17 protein-coding genes and 1 other RNA gene are annotated in these 17,381 nt (G+C 36.1%); 2 read left to right on the top strand and 16 right to left on the bottom strand.

Annotation, left to right across the window (positions count from 1 at the left end; translation table 11 throughout):
• Positions 1-2: 2 nt before the first annotated feature.
• The 7 genes from VBD025_RS11640 to VBD025_RS11610 all read right to left on the bottom strand — a co-directional run bounded on the left by VBD025_RS11640 (position 3) and on the right by VBD025_RS11610 (position 4,510).
• A complete protein-coding gene (locus VBD025_RS11640; RefSeq protein WP_430785622.1) occupies positions 3-1,142 on the bottom strand; it encodes a THUMP domain-containing class I SAM-dependent RNA methyltransferase in 1,140 nt (379 codons plus the stop codon).
• Positions 1,143-1,332: 190 nt separating this feature from the next.
• Positions 1,333-1,715: RNase P RNA component class B (gene rnpB, locus VBD025_RS11635), an RNA gene on the bottom strand.
• Positions 1,716-1,771: 56 nt separating this feature from the next.
• Positions 1,772-2,074: a cell division regulator GpsB gene (gpsB, locus tag VBD025_RS11630; RefSeq protein WP_430785620.1), complete on the bottom strand. Its 303-nt coding sequence runs from the start codon at positions 2,072-2,074 to the stop codon at positions 1,772-1,774.
• A 211-nt stretch (positions 2,075-2,285) separates the two neighbouring features.
• Positions 2,286-2,687: a cytidine deaminase gene (locus VBD025_RS11625; RefSeq protein WP_430785618.1), complete on the bottom strand. Its 402-nt coding sequence runs from the start codon at positions 2,685-2,687 to the stop codon at positions 2,286-2,288.
• Between the two features lie 70 nt (positions 2,688-2,757).
• Positions 2,758-3,120: a DUF1798 family protein gene (locus VBD025_RS11620; RefSeq protein WP_430785616.1), complete on the bottom strand. Its 363-nt coding sequence runs from the start codon at positions 3,118-3,120 to the stop codon at positions 2,758-2,760.
• A 100-nt stretch (positions 3,121-3,220) separates the two neighbouring features.
• On the bottom strand, positions 3,221-3,439 hold the full coding sequence (locus VBD025_RS11615; RefSeq protein ID WP_430785614.1) for a hypothetical protein: 219 nt from the start codon (positions 3,437-3,439) through the stop codon (positions 3,221-3,223).
• A gap of 105 nt (positions 3,440-3,544) precedes the next feature.
• Complete coding sequence (locus VBD025_RS11610; RefSeq protein ID WP_430785612.1) at positions 3,545-4,510, bottom strand: DUF2515 family protein; 966 nt, start codon at positions 4,508-4,510, stop codon at positions 3,545-3,547.
• A gap of 63 nt (positions 4,511-4,573) precedes the next feature.
• On the opposite strand from VBD025_RS11610, the gene recU reads away from it, so the two are divergent.
• Both recU and VBD025_RS11600 read left to right on the top strand, forming a co-directional pair.
• The gene (recU, locus tag VBD025_RS11605; protein ID WP_430785610.1) at positions 4,574-5,164 is read left to right on the top strand and encodes a Holliday junction resolvase RecU; all 591 of its coding nucleotides are present in this window, start codon (positions 4,574-4,576) and stop codon (positions 5,162-5,164) included.
• An 18-nt stretch (positions 5,165-5,182) separates the two neighbouring features.
• The gene (locus VBD025_RS11600; RefSeq protein WP_430785608.1) at positions 5,183-7,975 is read left to right on the top strand and encodes a PBP1A family penicillin-binding protein; all 2,793 of its coding nucleotides are present in this window, start codon (positions 5,183-5,185) and stop codon (positions 7,973-7,975) included.
• A gap of 251 nt (positions 7,976-8,226) precedes the next feature.
• On the opposite strand, the gene nth is transcribed toward VBD025_RS11600, so the two are convergent.
• From nth to panC, 9 genes are all read right to left on the bottom strand, one after another.
• Entirely contained in the window at positions 8,227-8,874 is a 648-nt protein-coding gene (gene nth / locus VBD025_RS11595; protein WP_430785606.1) for an endonuclease III, read from the bottom strand.
• A gap of 3 nt (positions 8,875-8,877) precedes the next feature.
• On the bottom strand, positions 8,878-9,561 hold the full coding sequence (locus tag VBD025_RS11590; RefSeq protein WP_430785604.1) for a DnaD domain-containing protein: 684 nt from the start codon (positions 9,559-9,561) through the stop codon (positions 8,878-8,880).
• A 105-nt stretch (positions 9,562-9,666) separates the two neighbouring features.
• On the bottom strand, positions 9,667-10,959 hold the full coding sequence (gene asnS, locus VBD025_RS11585) for an asparagine--tRNA ligase (protein ID WP_430785602.1): 1,293 nt from the start codon (positions 10,957-10,959) through the stop codon (positions 9,667-9,669).
• Between the two features lie 21 nt (positions 10,960-10,980).
• On the bottom strand, positions 10,981-12,162 hold the full coding sequence (locus VBD025_RS11580; protein WP_430785600.1) for a pyridoxal phosphate-dependent aminotransferase: 1,182 nt from the start codon (positions 12,160-12,162) through the stop codon (positions 10,981-10,983).
• A 12-nt stretch (positions 12,163-12,174) separates the two neighbouring features.
• Positions 12,175-12,705 (bottom strand): DUF5590 domain-containing protein, encoded by a 531-nt coding sequence (locus tag VBD025_RS11575; RefSeq protein ID WP_430785598.1) that lies wholly within the window; start codon positions 12,703-12,705, stop codon positions 12,175-12,177.
• The gene (locus VBD025_RS11570; RefSeq protein WP_430785596.1) at positions 12,671-12,841 is read right to left on the bottom strand and encodes a YpmA family protein; all 171 of its coding nucleotides are present in this window, start codon (positions 12,839-12,841) and stop codon (positions 12,671-12,673) included. The genes VBD025_RS11575 and VBD025_RS11570 overlap by 35 nt, the downstream gene beginning before the upstream one ends.
• Positions 12,842-13,135: 294 nt before the next feature.
• Positions 13,136-15,919 (bottom strand): ATP-dependent DNA helicase DinG, encoded by a 2,784-nt coding sequence (dinG, locus tag VBD025_RS11565; RefSeq protein ID WP_430785594.1) that lies wholly within the window; start codon positions 15,917-15,919, stop codon positions 13,136-13,138.
• A 189-nt stretch (positions 15,920-16,108) separates the two neighbouring features.
• Complete coding sequence (panD, locus tag VBD025_RS11560; RefSeq protein WP_430785592.1) at positions 16,109-16,492, bottom strand: aspartate 1-decarboxylase; 384 nt, start codon at positions 16,490-16,492, stop codon at positions 16,109-16,111.
• A gap of 12 nt (positions 16,493-16,504) precedes the next feature.
• The gene (panC, locus tag VBD025_RS11555) at positions 16,505-17,380 is read right to left on the bottom strand and encodes a pantoate--beta-alanine ligase (protein ID WP_430785590.1); all 876 of its coding nucleotides are present in this window, start codon (positions 17,378-17,380) and stop codon (positions 16,505-16,507) included.
• Position 17,381: the final 1 nt, after the last annotated feature.

Raw genomic sequence — 17,381 nt, 5'->3', positions numbered from 1 at the left:
TTTTATTTTCCTCCTACTTTTTTTCCGAAGTATTGGTAATAATCTGTGCGTATAAATCCATTAAATAACTTTCTTTTCTTTGTTGCCTTTTGACCATAGTTTTTTTCGAATTCTTCAAAGGCTGTAATAATATAGACACTCCAGCTCGGATGTTCCTTTAGAATCGCACCCAAATCTTTATGCATTTTCGCTATCTCTTCCTTATCCCCTATCCGTTCACCGTAAGGAGGGTTACTAACGATATATCCATTTTCTTTGCGTATATTCAAATCTCTAACTTGCATTTGCTTCCATTCGATTAGATCACCTAGACCTGCTTCACGAGCATTTTCTTTAGATATGCTTATCATGTTATGATCGATATCAGAACCAATTATTTGCAGTTTTTGATCATAATTGGCTTTTTCTTCAACTTCTTCATAAGCTGCATCCCAATACTTATCTTTAACAAAACCCCAGTCCTGTGAAGCAAAATCACGATTAAATCCTGGTGCAATATTTTGACCAATCAATGCCGCTTCAATCGGAAGCGATCCGGAACCACAAAAAGGGTCTATTAGAGGGTATTCTGGCTTCCAGTTTGTTAATTTTAGTAATGCCGCAGCCATTGTTTCTTTTAATGGTGCTTCTCCTTGCCCTACGCGATAACCACGCTTATGAAGACCACTGCCTGACGTATCCATTGTCAACGTGACCTTATCTTTTAATAAAGCAACTTCTATGCGGTATAATGCGCCAGTCTCGGGCATGTTAGTTGCTAATCCGTATTTTAATTTCAAGCGTTCTGCTACTGCTTTTTTAACAATTGCCTGGCAATCCGGTACACTGTATAATTTTGATTTAATTGATTTTCCTATTACCGGGAATTGCCCATATTCTGTAATAAACGATTCCCACGGTAAAGCTTTCGTTCCTTCGAAAAGTTCATCAAATGATTTTGCTTCAAACTCACCTACCAGCAATTTCACCCGATCTCCAGTTCTCAGCCACAAATTACACCTTGGAATCGCTGAAACTGGTGCATCAAATATTACTTTCCCATTCTCTACTTGTACTTCATATCCTAAATCTTTAACTTCGTTGGCAACTACAGATTCTAATCCCATAGCTGCTGTTGCAATTAATGTTACATGTTGAGCCATATTTACGTTCCTTTCTGATTAAAACTAAATTACGTATAGTCTACCACAAATCATATCCGGATTTGAAACAGAAACTGGATACATTAGAAAAATTCAACAATTTTACCTGAGAATAAGTAATTCAGATTAGAAAAACCCTTTTAAAAGTGTTGAAACTTTTAAAAGGGTTTTATATGTAGACCATTAAATACTCATTAAGCCATGTTCTGTACCGTTGTACTCAAATGGTGGTCAGCCTTGTACGCTGGTTGTAATCATCTATCTACAAGTTATTAACTTGTCCTTTTTTCGGTTCGTTTACCTAATCAAAGATGCCCCTACCAATATTTGGGTTGCTCACTCGTGGGGTTTACCTCGTTCCACTTAATCTGTTTCCAGACTAACTACGTCACTGTGGCACTTTCAAGGATCGTATTCCATATCAAAAGACGTAGGAATTTCCCCTGCCGTTAACCTAATAGGTTACCTTGACTTATGATTTCGTCAAGCACGAACACTACAAACGTCACAGTTTGTGCGAGCATGGACTTTCCTCTACATATTCATAATGATATGCAGCGATTACATGAGTATTTAATTTAAATTACTCTTAATTATAACATGAAAGAGTCTTCTTTGAAACAACAGATTTACTCTGTTTCAGCAAATTTTTTACCAAAAACAGCTTTTTCAAGGTTAGATAAACGTTTCAAAACGTCATAATTAACTTGATGATTTGGTGTAGTAGATCTAGTTCTTGATTGATCTGATTGTGTTTTAAGTCTTTCGTTTTCTTGTCTTAAACGGTCAATTTCCTGTTGAAAAGTATCATAGTCCTGAATAACTGTATCCAAAAACTCGTCCACTTCTTCTTGATTATATCCACGCATACCAGTCTTAAAATCTTTTTCAAGAATATCTTTACCACTTAACTTAATACTTTTTAAACTCATTTTGATAATCACCTCATATCTTCTACAAAGTCTTTTTTATTTTTTCAAACAATATTCGAAATGTCAATTTTAAGTATATGTCTGCATTCCTAAATTATGAATTACTACCTAAGTATAACATTAATAGTGATAGATAGCATGACATCCTTTTTTTTATTCTATGGTTCTGGAATCTAATATAAAAAAAAGAAGCTAGTAATATCCGCTTCTTTTACGTCTTAGGTAGATCATTTGGCTGAAATGAAAAAGGCAGTAGTTCTTCCATTGTCACAACCTTTAGTTGGTTATGCAGATTTGTCAGATAAACAGTAGTATCTGGTTTAAAAAACTCACTCATAACCTGTCTGCATGAACCGCATGGTGGAACAGGTCGTTCTGTATCAGCTGCAACTGCAAGTTCAGCAAATTCTGTTTCACCATCTGCAATCGCTTTAAAAATTGCAACTCGTTCAGCACACAAACTAACGGGGTATGCTGCATTCTCAATATTACAACCTGTATAAACCTTGCCAGATTTCGTAAGCAATGCGGCCCCTACAGGGAATTTAGAGTATGGAACATATGCATTGGCTCTTATTTTAATTGCTTTTTCGATCAGTTTTTCTTTATCCATGCTCCTCTTACCCCCAATCACACAATGTGGAAAATTAGTATATAGGATTCCTTACACATTGTAAAGAACATTAACCATCTGTCAGCTCTAATTCCCTTAGTAATTGGTCAAAAATGAACAGCACAGAATGATTCAGTTCCATATAACGCTTTCGTTTAGCATCAATATAGTAACTGTGCATTAATAATAGTTCCATGTTTTCTCTGGTAGAAGTTATCTGATGTGGATGCACATTTACTTTTCTTTGTTTAACAATCTCAAGTGCATCTGATTCCCACTGTTCCAATAAGGTATATACTGGCGCTGTGTTGGTTTTAACCATTGTGAAGAAATTTATATCTTTTTTGTTCTCTGGTGGATCATTTCTTTCATAGTTATCTTTTAATTCCTGTAAATGTTTCTTCAATTTTATCGTTTGTTCTTTAAGTTTCATTTAATATTGCACCTTCCCTGCCCTGTCTCCTATTTTATCATTAACTAAATTGAATTCAAACTGGTAAACGATAAAGGAAGATAGTAAGAAGCAATAAAAATTATTTAATAGTAGAACGTAATCGATTTTTAACTATCATAGCGTTGTTCATATTTTGATTAGCGCTTTGAAAGCTGTCGAGTATAGCTCGGTCAACCCTTAATTCGAGCACATGGTCAATCATCTGTAATTGATCATAAATATGCTGAAGTGAATCATTTGTTCCTTTTTGGTCTAAGCCATCACTGGAAACATTAATTTCATTACGTGCGATACCCATATCTTATCCTCCCTTTTTTACTGATACAACATACTATTCGCCACTAAACCTGCTGCACCTTTACGTTCGACAAAACTAGTGACGATTAGTATTTATAAGAAGAAATCAGACATTATTTTTGCTCATGAACTCCTTCAGGTATACATAAGAAAACAAGGCCGTTCTCTTCCTGTAGAATTTTTTTGCGACATTCGTTTTTATATGAACTTCCTTGTGATCAATCCAATCTTTCTTAATACCCCTCGATTTATACCAGTCGTTTCGAATATTATCCTGATGCGTGATTGAAGGATAAATTTGATTTAGTGATGGACTTATTGGAAATGGAAGATCAAAATACTTTTCATAATCTCCTCTCGAGCCGGTATGTTTCTCTTTACGTGTAAATTGAACGAGATTTGAATAGTTCTGCTTATTAAAAACAGCAGTTGCTAAATGTTTCCCTAATGCTATTCTCCTGGAAAGGTTTGTGAAATTGTGTACAAAAGCACCATAAAGTGGCAGGGATTCGGAAGGTAAAATAACTGCATTCATATAACTGAAATTTTGCAAGCGATATGGCAATTCATTAAATACACGTGATTGAAAAAACGATTGTTTCACTACTGGTTGTTGGATTACGTTTTGTTCATTAATAATAAGTGAAGACATCAACCTTTCCGTGTTCTGTTCTTCCCAAAATATTAACCATTCTCGTTGCATAAATTTTGATATATACAATTGATCAAATAAATGAAACATCGGTTTATTGAGTTTACAGGAAAGTTTATACGTTAATAATTGAGGATAAGCATCTGAAAAAATCAGCCAATTAGCGCGCTCATAAGTCATAAATAGCCTTTTTCTCTCTTTTTCACCTAATAGTTTTTGGAATGGCTTTAAGTTGAGATCGGTCATGTTCCAGCCAGCATTTCTCGATACTATACTTGCTAAAAATGCCCATTTTATCTCTGGAAACTGAAAGTAGAAAGTTTGATAGGCGTGAGTTCGGGTAATATTATCTAGATTATGTGTTTTTGTCTGCTTTATTATATAATGTAGATAATCTTGATTTTTAAAAGCTATGTACATGCGTGTGCCTACTTTCATAATCATTTTTCTGTTATGATACTTAAATATGTAAGGTGGGAGTCGATGAATTATCCTAATGGAAAGAAAACCGCTGCTTCATTCCCAAGTAATCTAACTAAAACAGAGAATGCTTTCAGCAACCGGGGAATGTCTCTTGAGGAAGATATCAACATAACCAATTCCTTTTATTTGGATTCAAATATGGCCGTCATTCATAAAAAACCTACACCTGTACAAATAGTAAAGGTCAATTATCCTAAGAGAAGTGCTGCCGTAATAACGGAAGGATATTTTAAACAAGCCTCTACAACCGATTATAATGGAATATACAGGGGTAAACATATTGATTTTGAGGCAAAAGAAACTAAAAACAAAACAAGATTCCCCTTGGCAAACATTCATAATCACCAGCTTGATCACATGCGAACTGTAGTTGATCATGGAGGTATTTCATTTTTACTAATTCGTTTTTCCCAATTTAATGAGACGTATTATTTTTCTGCTGAGAAACTTTTTACTTATTGGGACGACAAATCTAGTGGGAAAAGTAAATCCATTCCTTATCAGGTTATTAAAGAAAATGGTTATCTTATTCCATTTCACTATCAGAAAAGAATTGATTATTTAGCTATCATTGATAAGTTTTATTTTTAGAACGGAGGAAAATTCAATATGTCACAAGACAGTCAATCCCGTACAGGTAGACGTAAACAAAAAAAAGGTAAGAAAAAGCCACTTTGGAAACGTATTGTATTAATAGTCCTTATTATGGGATTAGCCATGATGATCGGTGTAGGGGCACTCTTTACTTATTATATTGCCACCGCTCCAGAAATTGATGCATCTAAGCTTTCCGAACCATTCTCATCGAAGATCTACGATAAAGATGGGGAACTATTTGCGGATCTAGGTTCAGAACAGCGAACAAGAATAGAATACAGTGATTTACCTCCTGTATTAATAGATGCTGTAATAGCAACTGAGGATTCACGATTTTTTGAACACCCTGGAATCGATATCTGGAGAATTGGAGGAGCAGTTGTTTCAAATATTACTAACGGCTTCGGATCTGAAGGTGCAAGTACTATAACTCAACAGGTTGTAGAAAAATCCTTCCTTTCACCTGAGAAAAAAATTAGCCTTAAAGTGCAGGAACAATGGCTAGCTCTAAAACTCGAACAAAAATATTCGAAAAAAGAAATTATGGAAATGTATTTAAACAAAATATATTACGGAAGTGGTGCCTACGGAGTTGCAAAAGCGGCGGAAGTTTATTTTGGGATAACTGATCTAAGTAAGCTATCCTTGCCACAGGCAGCTATACTGGCCGGCCTTCCGCAGCGGCCCTCTGCATATAATCCTTTTGAGAGTCCAGAATTAATGAAAGACAGAATGAATACAGTACTAAACCTAATGGTTATGCATGGTAAAATAACTGAAAAAGAAGCGGAAGAAGCTAAAAAAGTTGATATACCGTCACTTTTGAAAAAATCAAATCCAGATGATAATGATTCGTATGCTGCTTTTTTGCAAAAAGTTAAAGCAGAAGTTGCTGCAAAACTGGATGGCGCCGATATTTATACAGACGGACTAAAAATTTACACTACGTTAGATACAAATGCACAAGAATATGTAGAATTTCTAATGTCTGATGCCGAGGATAACCCAATCCCTTACTATGATAAAGAAATGCAGGCGGGAATGGTCGTACTCGATACCCAAAATGGCGCAATACGCGCAATTGGTGGCGGCAGGAAAAGCCTTGAGAATGATGGCTTTAATTACGCTTTAGATATTAAGCGTCAGCCTGGTTCCACATTTAAACCAATAATCAGCTATGGTCCAGCGATTGAATACAATAAGTGGTCTACCTATCATCAGGTAAATGATGATAAACCATATGAGATTAAAGGTTCCGAAGGTAATACTATCAGAAACTGGAATAGAGAATACAGCGGTTGGATGTCTATTCGAACTGCTCTAGCAGAATCATTAAATGTACCAGCAGTTAAAACATTAGAAGAAACGGGTTATGACAAGGCCCAACAGTTTGCTGAAGGTCTAGGAATAGAATATCCAGATGACTCATTGACAATCGGAGATGCTATTGGCGGAACAGGTAATAGTTCAACTAATCCTCTCGAACTTGCTGGTGCTTATAGAGCCTTTGCTAACGAAGGGATATATAATGAACCATACACTGTAACTAAAGTGGTTTTCCCTAGTGGAAAAGAAGTTGATACAAAACCTGAACCTGAAGCAGTAATGTCCGAATATACCGCGTATATGATGTCAGATATGCTGAAGACTGCAATAACTGAAGGTAGTGGAGCTAATGCAGATATACCAGGACTTGAAGTTGCCGGAAAGACTGGTACTACAAATAGAGATGGCGTAGATAACGCTGTAGACTCTTGGTTCAGTGGGTATACGACAAATTATACGATCTCCGTCTGGACAGGATATGACAGTGAAAAAGTGGGAATAAAAGACACTCAAATTCCACACGCACTGTTTAAATACACGATGAAGGAATTATCAAAAGACAAAGAAACTGCTGACTTTCAAAAACCAGATTCAGTTGTAGAAGTTGCTGTTGAAGAAGGTTCCAGACCTGCTAAGTTACCGAGTGAATACACTCCAGAATCTGAAATCGTTACGGAACTGTTTGTCAAAGGTAATACACCGTCCAAAACATCCGAAAAATACGATCAGCTGGATCCAGTTAGTGGTCTGAGTGCAAAATATAATAAAGACTCACAGGCAATTCAAGTGAATTGGGACTATGAATCAAATGACGCAGAATTTAAAGTTAGTGCAAGTATTGATGGTGGAGCTATGCAAGAATTGTCTTCCACACAGGACAAATCACTAGAAATCTCAAATGTTGAACCAGGAACAGACTATGAAATTCAAGTAATAGCAATAAGTAAAGATGATTCAGGCAGCACTAGTGAAGCTAAAACAACTCGTGTTAAAGTACCTGATAATGAAGATAAAGAGGAAAAAGAAGATGAAGATAAAGAAAACGAAGGTGATCCTGAAGGTGAAGACGAATCCGGAGAAAGTGGAAATGTTAATCCCGTAACTGGAATTTCTGCATCTTATGATTCAGCAAATAAATCTTTAACGTTTTCTTGGAAATATCAAGGAGCAAAAGCTAATTTTAATGTTTCCGTTTCACCTGGTGGAATAAGTGATACTGCTAGTTCCAATAGTTATACAGTTCCAAATGTTAAAGAAGGTGAAACATATACGATTACTATCGTTGCCGTTGGAAATAACGGTGAACAAAGCGAACCTGTCAAAGGGGAAACTACTGTACCCGCTAGTGACCCTGAATCTGGTACCGGTGATGGTAATAGTGAAACGCAATCTGAAGGTAATAGTGCTAGAACATCATCCCAAGGTAATGAAAGCAACAATAATTCAAACGAGAACAGTAATTCTGAGAATAATGAATAAGAAAAAAAGAGACCGTCATTACGATGGTCTCTTTTTTATATAATTAACTTTATTACCAAGAAATTTTCTTAATCTGCCGTCCAGGACCGCTCCCGCTCCGGGCGGTGCTTTCCGCGAGCACGGCTTCAGTCTCCTCAAGAAGAGCAGCTTCCATCAAATACAACATAGTAATTAGCAGCATGCATTAGGATAGTAATATTTGCAATTTGTGTTACTCATGATTGTCTATGTGCGGAAGCTAATTTATATATTTATCGAGCTTTCATCCTCTTCTGCCCTTCCCTGCAGATATCCAGCAATGGACACTCAGGACAATTAGGATTCCTTGATTTGCAATGATACCTCCCAAAAAATATCAATCTATGGTGTGTTGCTGTCCATTCTTCCTTTGGAACTTTCTTCATTAGTGTTTCTTCAACTTGCACTACAGAATCTTTCCAACGACAAATACCTAATCGTTTTGAAACCCGTTCAACATGCGTATCGACAGCAATAGAAGGTTCTCCAAATGCCACAGATGCTACTACATTTGCTGTTTTTCTTCCGACGCCAGCTAATTTAACAAGATCGGTTTTGGTGTTTGGCACCTCTCCATTATATTCGTCCAATAATGACCGACAGAGTTTTTGAATGTTTTTTGCCTTATTACGATAAAGTCCTATTGATCGAATATCCTGTTGAAGCTCCTCGAGTGAAACTGAGAGAAAATCTTCAGGTGTTTTATATTTTTGAAATAGACTTTTGGTTACTTTATTTACCAATATATCTGTACACTGAGCTGATAGTAAAACGGCAATTACTAATTCAAACGGGTTTTTATGAACGAGTTCGCATTCTGCATCAGGAAACATTTTTTCTATTTCATCCAAGGAGTACCTAACCTGCGCTTTATTTAACACGTTTTAGTCCTCCCCTTCCAGCCAATTGTAATAAAAAGAAGTGTCCCGCTTTTCATTATTTTTACTTGGTGTTGTTTTGCTGCTGTGGAAATTTTTACTCGATTCCCTGGCTTTCTCAACTGTGAGTATGCCTTTCTTTTTCCATTCCCTAAGAATCCTGTCGATATATTTAAAATTCAGTTTACCCATTAAAACAGATTCACGGAGTGCAGCTTTTATCAACGATGGTTCTAAATTATCCTCATCCAGCCACACATTTATCGTTTCTATTTCAAAAGGTGAAATCGGGCGTCCAAATTCCTGTTCAAACAAAATGAACAAGGTTCCATCTTCCAGACCAGATTCAGGCTTTTGTTTTTGCTCACTAAAGATAATGTTCCATAGGGGATCCAGTGAATATACTTCAGATACACGATCCTCACTATTTTGTTTTTGTTCAATGGATAAATAATTTTTCTGAATTAGCTTTCTAAGACCTTTTGCACATTCCTGTTCGCTTAAAGTGAGAGCTGATGCTAACTCATACGGAGTCGGAAAGTCATTTTGCTCATGCAGGAAGCGGTGTAACTGCAGTATTAACATAGTATCTGCTTCATCAAGACCAAGTGATTTATATGAAGTCAGTAATTTTATAGGTATTGGTAATTGTTCTATTAACAAATTTTGATATGGAATTGATTTAGTCATAATAAATATACACCTCACTGCTAGTATAGCATGAAAATATTGTTCGTTTTCAATTAAAAATCCCTTGTACTAAATAAGCGACAAGGGATTTATAAAGCTATTTTTTTATGGATATAAGCGATTTAATAACCGCGGAAATGGAATGGTTTCCCTCACATGATCTACACCGGATAGCCAAGCTACTGTACGCTCTAATCCAAGACCAAACCCAGAATGTGGAACGCTTCCGTACTTCCGTAATTCGAGGTACCATTTATATGCCTCGCTAGTTAATCCATGTTCTTCGTATCGTTTTGTCATTAATTCTAAATCGTCAATTCGTTGAGAACCACCGATAATTTCGCCATATCCTTCAGGTGCAATTAAGTCTGCACATAATACAACATCTGAACGATTTGGATCAGGTTTCATGTAAAACGCTTTTATCTCAGCAGGATAATTTGTAATGAACACTGGTTTCTCAAAATGCTCAGCAATGGCTGTTTCATGAGGAGACCCAAAGTCTTCTCCCCATTCAATATCGTCAAACCCTTTATCTTTTAACAACGTAATCGCATCATCATAGGAAATGCGAGGAAATGGAGCCTTTATAAGTTCTAGTTTTGTCGTATCACGTTCTAATATACCAAGCTCTAGTTTGCAGTTGTCTAATACTGACTGTGCCAGAAAGCTTACATAGTTCTCTTGTACTTCCAAGCTTTCATCATGGTCTACAAACGCCATTTCTGGCTCTATCATCCAGAATTCGATAAGGTGTCTTCTGGTTTTTGATTTTTCTGCACGAAAAGTTGGCCCGAATGAAAATACTTTTCCAAAAGCCATTGCTGCGGCTTCCATATAAAGCTGGCCACTTTGAGATAAGTAAGCCTCTTCTTCAAAATATTTTGTGTGAAATAGTTCGGTTGTCCCCTCGGCAGAAGACCCCGTTAATATCGGTGGATCTATTTTTACATATTCGTTTTTATTAAAGAATTCATAAGTTGCTCGAATAATTTCATTACGTATTTTCATTACTGAATGCTGACGTTTTGATCGAAGCCATAAATGACGATGATCCATTAAAAACTCTGTTCCGTGTTCCTTAGGTGTTATTGGATAGTCGGTTGCTTCATGTATCAATTCGATTTCACTTACCTGCATTTCATAACCGAATGGAGATCTCGTATCTTCGACGATTTTCCCAGTTATGTACATAGATGATTCCTGTGTCATATTTTTTGCTAATTGAAACGTTTCTTCAGATACATCACTTTTTGCTACGACGCCTTGCATAAATCCTGTTCCATCTCTTAGTTGCAGAAATGCAATTTTTCCGCTTGAGCGCTTGTTTGAAAGCCATGCACCGATTGTTACGGTTTGCTCATTATTTTTAGGTGACTGTGATATTGTTATTTTCAATTAAATCCCTCCGTATAGCTATTATTGATGGCTTATAACAAATCGTTTGATTCGATTTGCTGCTTCCTTTAATAAATCAATTGAGGTTGCGTAAGATAATCTAACATTCTCAGGTGATCCAAAACCGGATCCTGGCACGAGCGCAACTTTTTCTTCATCGAGAAGAGCAGTTACCCATGCGTCGACAGACTCAAATCCATTCATATTTACAGCTTTTTCTACATTTGGAAAAAGATAGAAAGCGCCATTAGGCTTTTCACATGTAATTCCTGGAATATCAATGATTAAGTCATACAACGTATTAAGTCGTTCTTTAAAAGCCTGTTTCATCTCTGTAATTGGATCTTCATCAGATTCATATGCAGCTAATGCGGCAAATTGCGCAATAGAGGTAGGATTAGACGTCGAATGCGAGGCAAGGTTAGTCATTGCTTTAATGATGGTCTTGTTACCCGCTGCGTATCCTATACGCCATCCTGTCATAGCATGCGATTTAGACACACCATTAATGATGATTGTCTGCTCTTTTAACTGCTCAGACAACTGTGCAATAGAAACATGGTGATCATCTGTATATATTAGCTTTTCATAAATTTCGTCTGAAACGATAAGTATACCGTGTTTTAGACAAATTTCACCTAATGCTTTTAATTCTGCAGCAGTATACATCATTCCAGTTGGATTACTTGGTGAATTCAGTATAACTGCTTTAGTACTATCGGTAATAACCGCTTCTAATTGATCCGGAGTTAATTTAAAACTATTCTTTTCGGAAGCTTTGACAATAACTGGTTTTCCGCCAGCCAGTTTAATTTGTTCAGGATAGCTAACCCAGTAAGGTGCAGGTACAATTACTTCATCAGTTGGATTAATTAGAACTTGAAATAATGTATATAACGCATGTTTTGCACCAGTAGTCACTATTATTTCATCAGGACTATATTGTAAATTGTTATCATTTTTAAACTTACTGCAAATTGCTTTTCGAAGCTCTAATACACCACCTGAAGGTGTATATTTAGTCATTCCATTATCCATTGCTTCCTTAGCAGAATCGATGATGTACTGTGGTGTATTAAAATCTGGCTCTCCTGCACCTAAACCAATTACATCATGACCTTCTTCCTTTAATTGTTTTGCTTTTGCTGTAATTGCCAGCGTTGACGATGGTGTCAATGTTTTTACCCTGTTTGCTAAATCCATGTAATCACCTCTCTAATTAAAAATTGATTTTAGCTGGTAACGCTGCAGACGTTTACCATCAAATATTGAAAAATAATCAAAAACATACCGTTTCGATGCGTCAACATACGTCAACTCCCACAATGGCTCATTGTTTTGCATTGCTGGGGTTACATCAATTAATTTACAGTCTTTACATTGTCTCTCCCATTGATTCACTACTTGCTGCCTAGGTATAATTTCTGATTGATCAATTACCGTTAAATCTTCTTTCTTCTTACCAATTGGAACAAATACTATTTTTTCATCGTCGTTTTTGGTAGTACCAAAAATAACATGAAATTGCTGTTCTCCATAAAAATCAGTCGTTTTCCCAATTTTTGATACACTGGTTTTTCGCAACACTTCATTTTTTGAATTCTCATAATCAGTGGTCCTGCTTTGCTGAATGTCACTGTAGAGAAGAAATAGATAAACCAAACAAGAAATAAGCACAACAATAAGTCCCAACATGCCCCACTTCAGCCAGCTAGGTACGATATATTGTGAATTTTGCCTGCGCATTATTCTTTTCATCCAATGCTAAGCCAAACATTAGATTTTCTTCCTTCAGAGTTCGATTTAGTGTATCGACAATTTTGTATAAGTCTGATGAATAGGCAACCCTCACCGTTGATAATGTTTCGTATTTCTTATCCATCAATTTCCCTCCGATAATAAAACCTTCTTGTTTTATCAATTTTTTCTAGACATTTTTAACAATCCAATGTACATACTATAGGTACACCGCTTAAAAAACAATTCAACATTCATTATAACAAGCAACTTGTATCGTTTGTTGTAATTTTTAACAAAATAATTATCCTAAACCCAATCTTTTTTCACTGGCGTAAAATTTACGCCAGTTCTTTTTTGCTGGTAAGAAAATATAAATCCTTTCTTACCGCATGCATAACTGAAACTAAGACTTGTCGATTGGCCAATTTTTCTACTATTAAAACCAATCCTTTGCTTTCTCCATTAGCTCGTTTGTGGAGCTGAAACTGGTTGGCACATCTGGAATGGACTCAGTAAAATACTTGCTGTATCTGGCTTTCATCATTCGGGCATCACATACAAATACAATTCCTCTATCATTTGACGACCGGATAAGTCGTCCAAAACCCTGTTTGAATCGGATTACAGCATTAGGTAGTGATAATTCAAAAAATGCGTTTTTTCCCTGTTCTTTTAAATGGCTTGCCTTTGCTTCATAAACCGGATGATTTGGCGGTTGAAACGGCAGTCTGGCTATTACTAGGCAGGAAAGATCTTCCCCTGGAATATCAACGCCTTCCCAAAAAGAACTTGTTCCCAGTAGTATGGCTTTATCAAAGTTAATAAAATTTTTCTTTAGTCTGGAGCGACTCCCACTTGAAATCCCCTGTGCAATGATCATATACTGGTCGTCCATTATTTCTTTCAGCAAATAATAAGAACGTTTTAACATGTCATACGAGGTAAACAGGACTAGCATGCGCCCTTTCGTAATTTCAGCTAAAGAGAGAATTGCTTCACAAGTCGAATAAATAAAATCATCCACATTATTACCTTTCACATCCGGAAAATCATTAGGGACTAAAAGCTGTACCTGGTCGTGATAGGAGAATGGAGATTTTATTTTATTTGTGATTAATCGCTCTTCTGAAATGCCTAAGCGCTGTTTAATAAAGGTAAAGGATTGCTTCATGGTTAACGTTGCACTTGTAAGAATAATACTTTCCTTCTCTGCAAACAAATCGTTGGATAATAACCGAGAAACTTCGATTGGTTCACTATATAAATAGGCAGCGTTCTTCGCACCATATGCCTCTATTTCAATCCACTTAACGTGTTTTTCTTCATCACGCATTAAAAATAAATGTTCAATGCGATCAATATACGACTGCAATGTTTGTATTGTAACCAAAATATCATCCTGGTTAGCTTTGTCGAATGCTTCTGCATTTTTTAATTGCTGCTCGGTATATGTAAGTAAATGGATAAGATCACGGAGATAAAATGTCAGTCTGGTGGACATTTCTTTTATCGTTTTCCAATCTCTTGTCGTTTCTTTATCTTCATCAAATCGATATTGAATACGTCCAACATCACTTACCGCTTTATGATTTCTATTCTGCTCCGTAACAAACTGAAACAGCATTCGAAATAAATCGTCTATCTCATACTTAGTCAATGCAAACGCTTCGTTCCAACCCGGAAGCTGGATATCATAAATACCGATAATTCTTGATAGCCAATTGCCATCATCCGTAGACCCAATGTTGTTTAATGTGTACTGAAAATTGGAGTAGTCCAGTTTTAATCCGTAATGTTTTGAAACGGTTTCCTCTAAATGATGTGCTTCATCAATAATTGCTTTTTGATAAGCAGGTATGAACTGGAAGTCGTTAGACATATCCGTACATAACAGCGCATGATTGGTAATAATAACATCAGCCTGTTGAGCATTTTTACGTGCTTTTTGGTAAAATGACTTAGTAGACCATGGTGAAGATTGGTCATATACGCCTTCTGTTTCTGCTGAAATACGTTTATTAAACAAAAAACCTTTGGATGGTAACTGAATTTCTTCAAAATCACCATTTTCAGTCTCGGTTATCCATACTAAAATCATTGCTTTGGTTAACGTAATGTCATAATTATCATTTGTTTCGTCCAACAGTTCCTTCTCAAATTTTTCCAGGCTAATATAATGCTGGCGCCCTTTTAACAATGCCGTTTTAAATTCGAATGGTACTAATTGGTTTACAAGTGGAATTTCATTATCTAAAAGTTGGGATTGCAGCTGTGTCGTATATGTACTAATAACAACTCGTTTTTTCTCAGTAACAGCTTCAAAAACTGCCGGGATTAAGTATGCTAAAGATTTTCCTGTGCCAGTCTCCGCTTCAATTAAAGCATGCTTTTTACCCCTGAAAGCATCGTACACTTCCTCAGACATTTCACGTTGACCAAGACGTTTCTCATAATTACGCATAAGGCTGGACATTGAACCATCTGCTTCATATATTGCATCTAAATACTCACCAAAGGATGTTTCAACATCTGGTTTCTCACTAATTTGCTCAGCTACTTTTTTAAAAGCTAACCCTTTATAAATTGTAATTTCTGATGATTCCTCAGTCGAAAAAGCCAGTGATTCACTTCTGGCGAATAGCAATTCATACAAATCTGATTTCAGTTTTTTTTCTAATCGTAATAGATGGTTTATTGTTTCATAAGGCAAAGAAGCAAGCTTTTGTTTTAAGTTTAAAAACAGTGTCGCTGTCACATATGCATCTGAAAGTGCTCGATGAGGATCTGAATGATCAATACTTGTATACTCCGCTAGCTGACTTAATTTATAACTGGATGCTTTAGGGTATAAAACCCTGGCAAGCTCTACTGTATCAATTACTGGATTCTTTAAGGCCGTTTTATTGTTTTTAATTAACTCCGCATTTAAGAACCCTAAATCGAAAGGCACATTATGGGCAATTAAATAACTATTATCAAAAAATGCAGCGATTTCATCTGCTTTTTCGGCGAAACTTGGTGCTCCCTTTACATCTTCATCCGTTATACCTGTCAAATTTGAAATAAAGGATGGAATAGGTTTGTCTGGATTTAGAAACGTACCATATTCCCCAACTATTTTATCCTCTTCAATAATGACGATACCTACTTCAATAATTTTGTCATTATTTGATGGTGAATGCCCCGTCGTTTCGAGATCAACTACCACATACCTATTCATTACTTCACCTCAGTCACTAGCACATTAAACATAGTATTTATAATTGTAATGTTTTTCTTCCACTCTCATTATATATGAAAACTCTTATCATTTGAATGATAAGAGTTTTCACGGATTATCACAATTTTAATCGTAATAGAAATAACCTTTTTAATATATAAAACTCCACCTATATATAAATGAAAATAATTACAATTCTGTAAGCGGTGGTTCCTGTTCAATTATTTTTTCAACCTTATTAATTTCATTCATCAATGCAACTTTTGGCTTGAAGGTAGTTAATTCTTCATCGGAGAGAATTGCATAGGTAACGATAATTACTGTATCCCCTGGTTGCACTAATCTTGCGGCAGCTCCATTTAAGCAAACAACTCCAGATCCGCGTTCACCAGGAATAACATATGTTTCTATCCGGGCTCCATTATTATTATTAACAATTTGAACCTTTTCGTGTGGTAAAATACCAACACTATCTATAATATCTTCATCAATCGTGACACTGCCAACATAATTTAAATTCGCTTCTGTTACTCGTGCACGATGAATTTTAGCTTTCATCATGGTGCGAAACATACTCTTTTCCCCCTACGTGAATATACGTTCAACAAAATTTCCATCACAATCCATTAGTATATTATCGATTAATCTTGCGCCGTCAAAATAAACTGCTGTAGCCAAGATTATTTGCTGATCAATGACAGAAACTGGTTGCAGGTCAGGATAACTTAATAATTCTACATAATCAATTTTAGCATTTGTGTGGAACTGCAGTGTATCCGAAACCTCTTTTACAACTATATCAGGATTTTTTTCTCCGTCAACTACTAGTTGTCTCCCCTTTTGCAGTGATTTATTAATCCATGGAGCATCTTCTCTTTCATGCTGACTAAGGTTAACGTTTCTGCTGCTTTTTGCCAGACCATCCTCTTCTCTTACCGTTGGAAGGGCAACAAGCTCAATTGGAAAATTAAAATCCTCTATAAGTGCATTTACCACAGCAACTTGCTGTGCATCTTTTCTTCCAAAGTATGTTTTGGTTGGTTGAACGATAAGAAAAAGCTTAGTCAAGACCGTAACCACTCCCTGGAAATGTCCAGGTCTAGATCTCCCGCATAGAACATTTACCCGATCCAGCACATCTAGATTAATTATCATTTTTCTTGGATACATATCCTGCGCATCAGGAATAAATACGAAATCCACACCAGCAAGCTCTGCTAACTTAATATCTTTTCCTTCGTCCCTAGGATATCTTTCATAATCTTCATTAGGACCAAATTGCAGCGGGTTGACAAAAATACTAGTAATAACAAAATCGTTTTCTTTTTTAGCTTCTTTCATTAGCGAAATATGCCCTTCATGAAAAAAACCCATTGTAGGCACAAAACCAATTGTTTTTGATTCTTGAAGTACGTTACATGCAATTTTCTGCATTTCTTTCACCGTACGAATTATCTTCATA

This window comes from Virgibacillus flavescens, from assembly GCF_050574275.1.
GTDB classification, from domain to species: domain Bacteria; phylum Bacillota; class Bacilli; order Bacillales; family Amphibacillaceae; genus Virgibacillus_F; species Virgibacillus_F flavescens.
Note: the sequence above shows the minus strand (reverse complement) of the source record. Positions and strands in the feature narration are given on the sequence as shown.

Excerpts from the sequence above, each read along its gene's own strand:
- VBD025_RS11640 (WP_430785622.1), bottom strand. The coding sequence starts at position 1,142 with ATGGCTCAACATGTAACATTAATTGCAACAGCAGCTATGGGATTAGAA.
- gpsB (WP_430785620.1), bottom strand. The coding sequence starts at position 2,074 with ATGAGTTTAAAAAGTATTAAGTTAAGTGGTAAAGATATTCTTGAAAAA.
- VBD025_RS11625 (WP_430785618.1), bottom strand. The coding sequence starts at position 2,687 with ATGGATAAAGAAAAACTGATCGAAAAAGCAATTAAAATAAGAGCCAAT.
- VBD025_RS11620 (WP_430785616.1), bottom strand. The coding sequence starts at position 3,120 with ATGAAACTTAAAGAACAAACGATAAAATTGAAGAAACATTTACAGGAA.
- VBD025_RS11615 (WP_430785614.1), bottom strand. The coding sequence starts at position 3,439 with ATGGGTATCGCACGTAATGAAATTAATGTTTCCAGTGATGGCTTAGAC.
- VBD025_RS11610 (WP_430785612.1), bottom strand. The coding sequence starts at position 4,510 with ATGTACATAGCTTTTAAAAATCAAGATTATCTACATTATATAATAAAG.
- recU (WP_430785610.1), top strand. The coding sequence starts at position 4,574 with ATGAATTATCCTAATGGAAAGAAAACCGCTGCTTCATTCCCAAGTAAT.
- VBD025_RS11600 (WP_430785608.1), top strand. The coding sequence starts at position 5,183 with ATGTCACAAGACAGTCAATCCCGTACAGGTAGACGTAAACAAAAAAAA.
- VBD025_RS11590 (WP_430785604.1), bottom strand. The coding sequence starts at position 9,561 with ATGACTAAATCAATTCCATATCAAAATTTGTTAATAGAACAATTACCA.
- VBD025_RS11580 (WP_430785600.1), bottom strand. The coding sequence starts at position 12,162 with ATGGATTTAGCAAACAGGGTAAAAACATTGACACCATCGTCAACGCTG.
- VBD025_RS11575 (WP_430785598.1), bottom strand. The coding sequence starts at position 12,705 with ATGCGCAGGCAAAATTCACAATATATCGTACCTAGCTGGCTGAAGTGG.
- VBD025_RS11570 (WP_430785596.1), bottom strand. The coding sequence starts at position 12,841 with ATGGATAAGAAATACGAAACATTATCAACGGTGAGGGTTGCCTATTCA.
- dinG (WP_430785594.1), bottom strand. The coding sequence starts at position 15,919 with ATGAATAGGTATGTGGTAGTTGATCTCGAAACGACGGGGCATTCACCA.
- panD (WP_430785592.1), bottom strand. The coding sequence starts at position 16,492 with ATGTTTCGCACCATGATGAAAGCTAAAATTCATCGTGCACGAGTAACA.
- panC (WP_430785590.1), bottom strand. The coding sequence starts at position 17,380 with ATGAAGATAATTCGTACGGTGAAAGAAATGCAGAAAATTGCATGTAAC.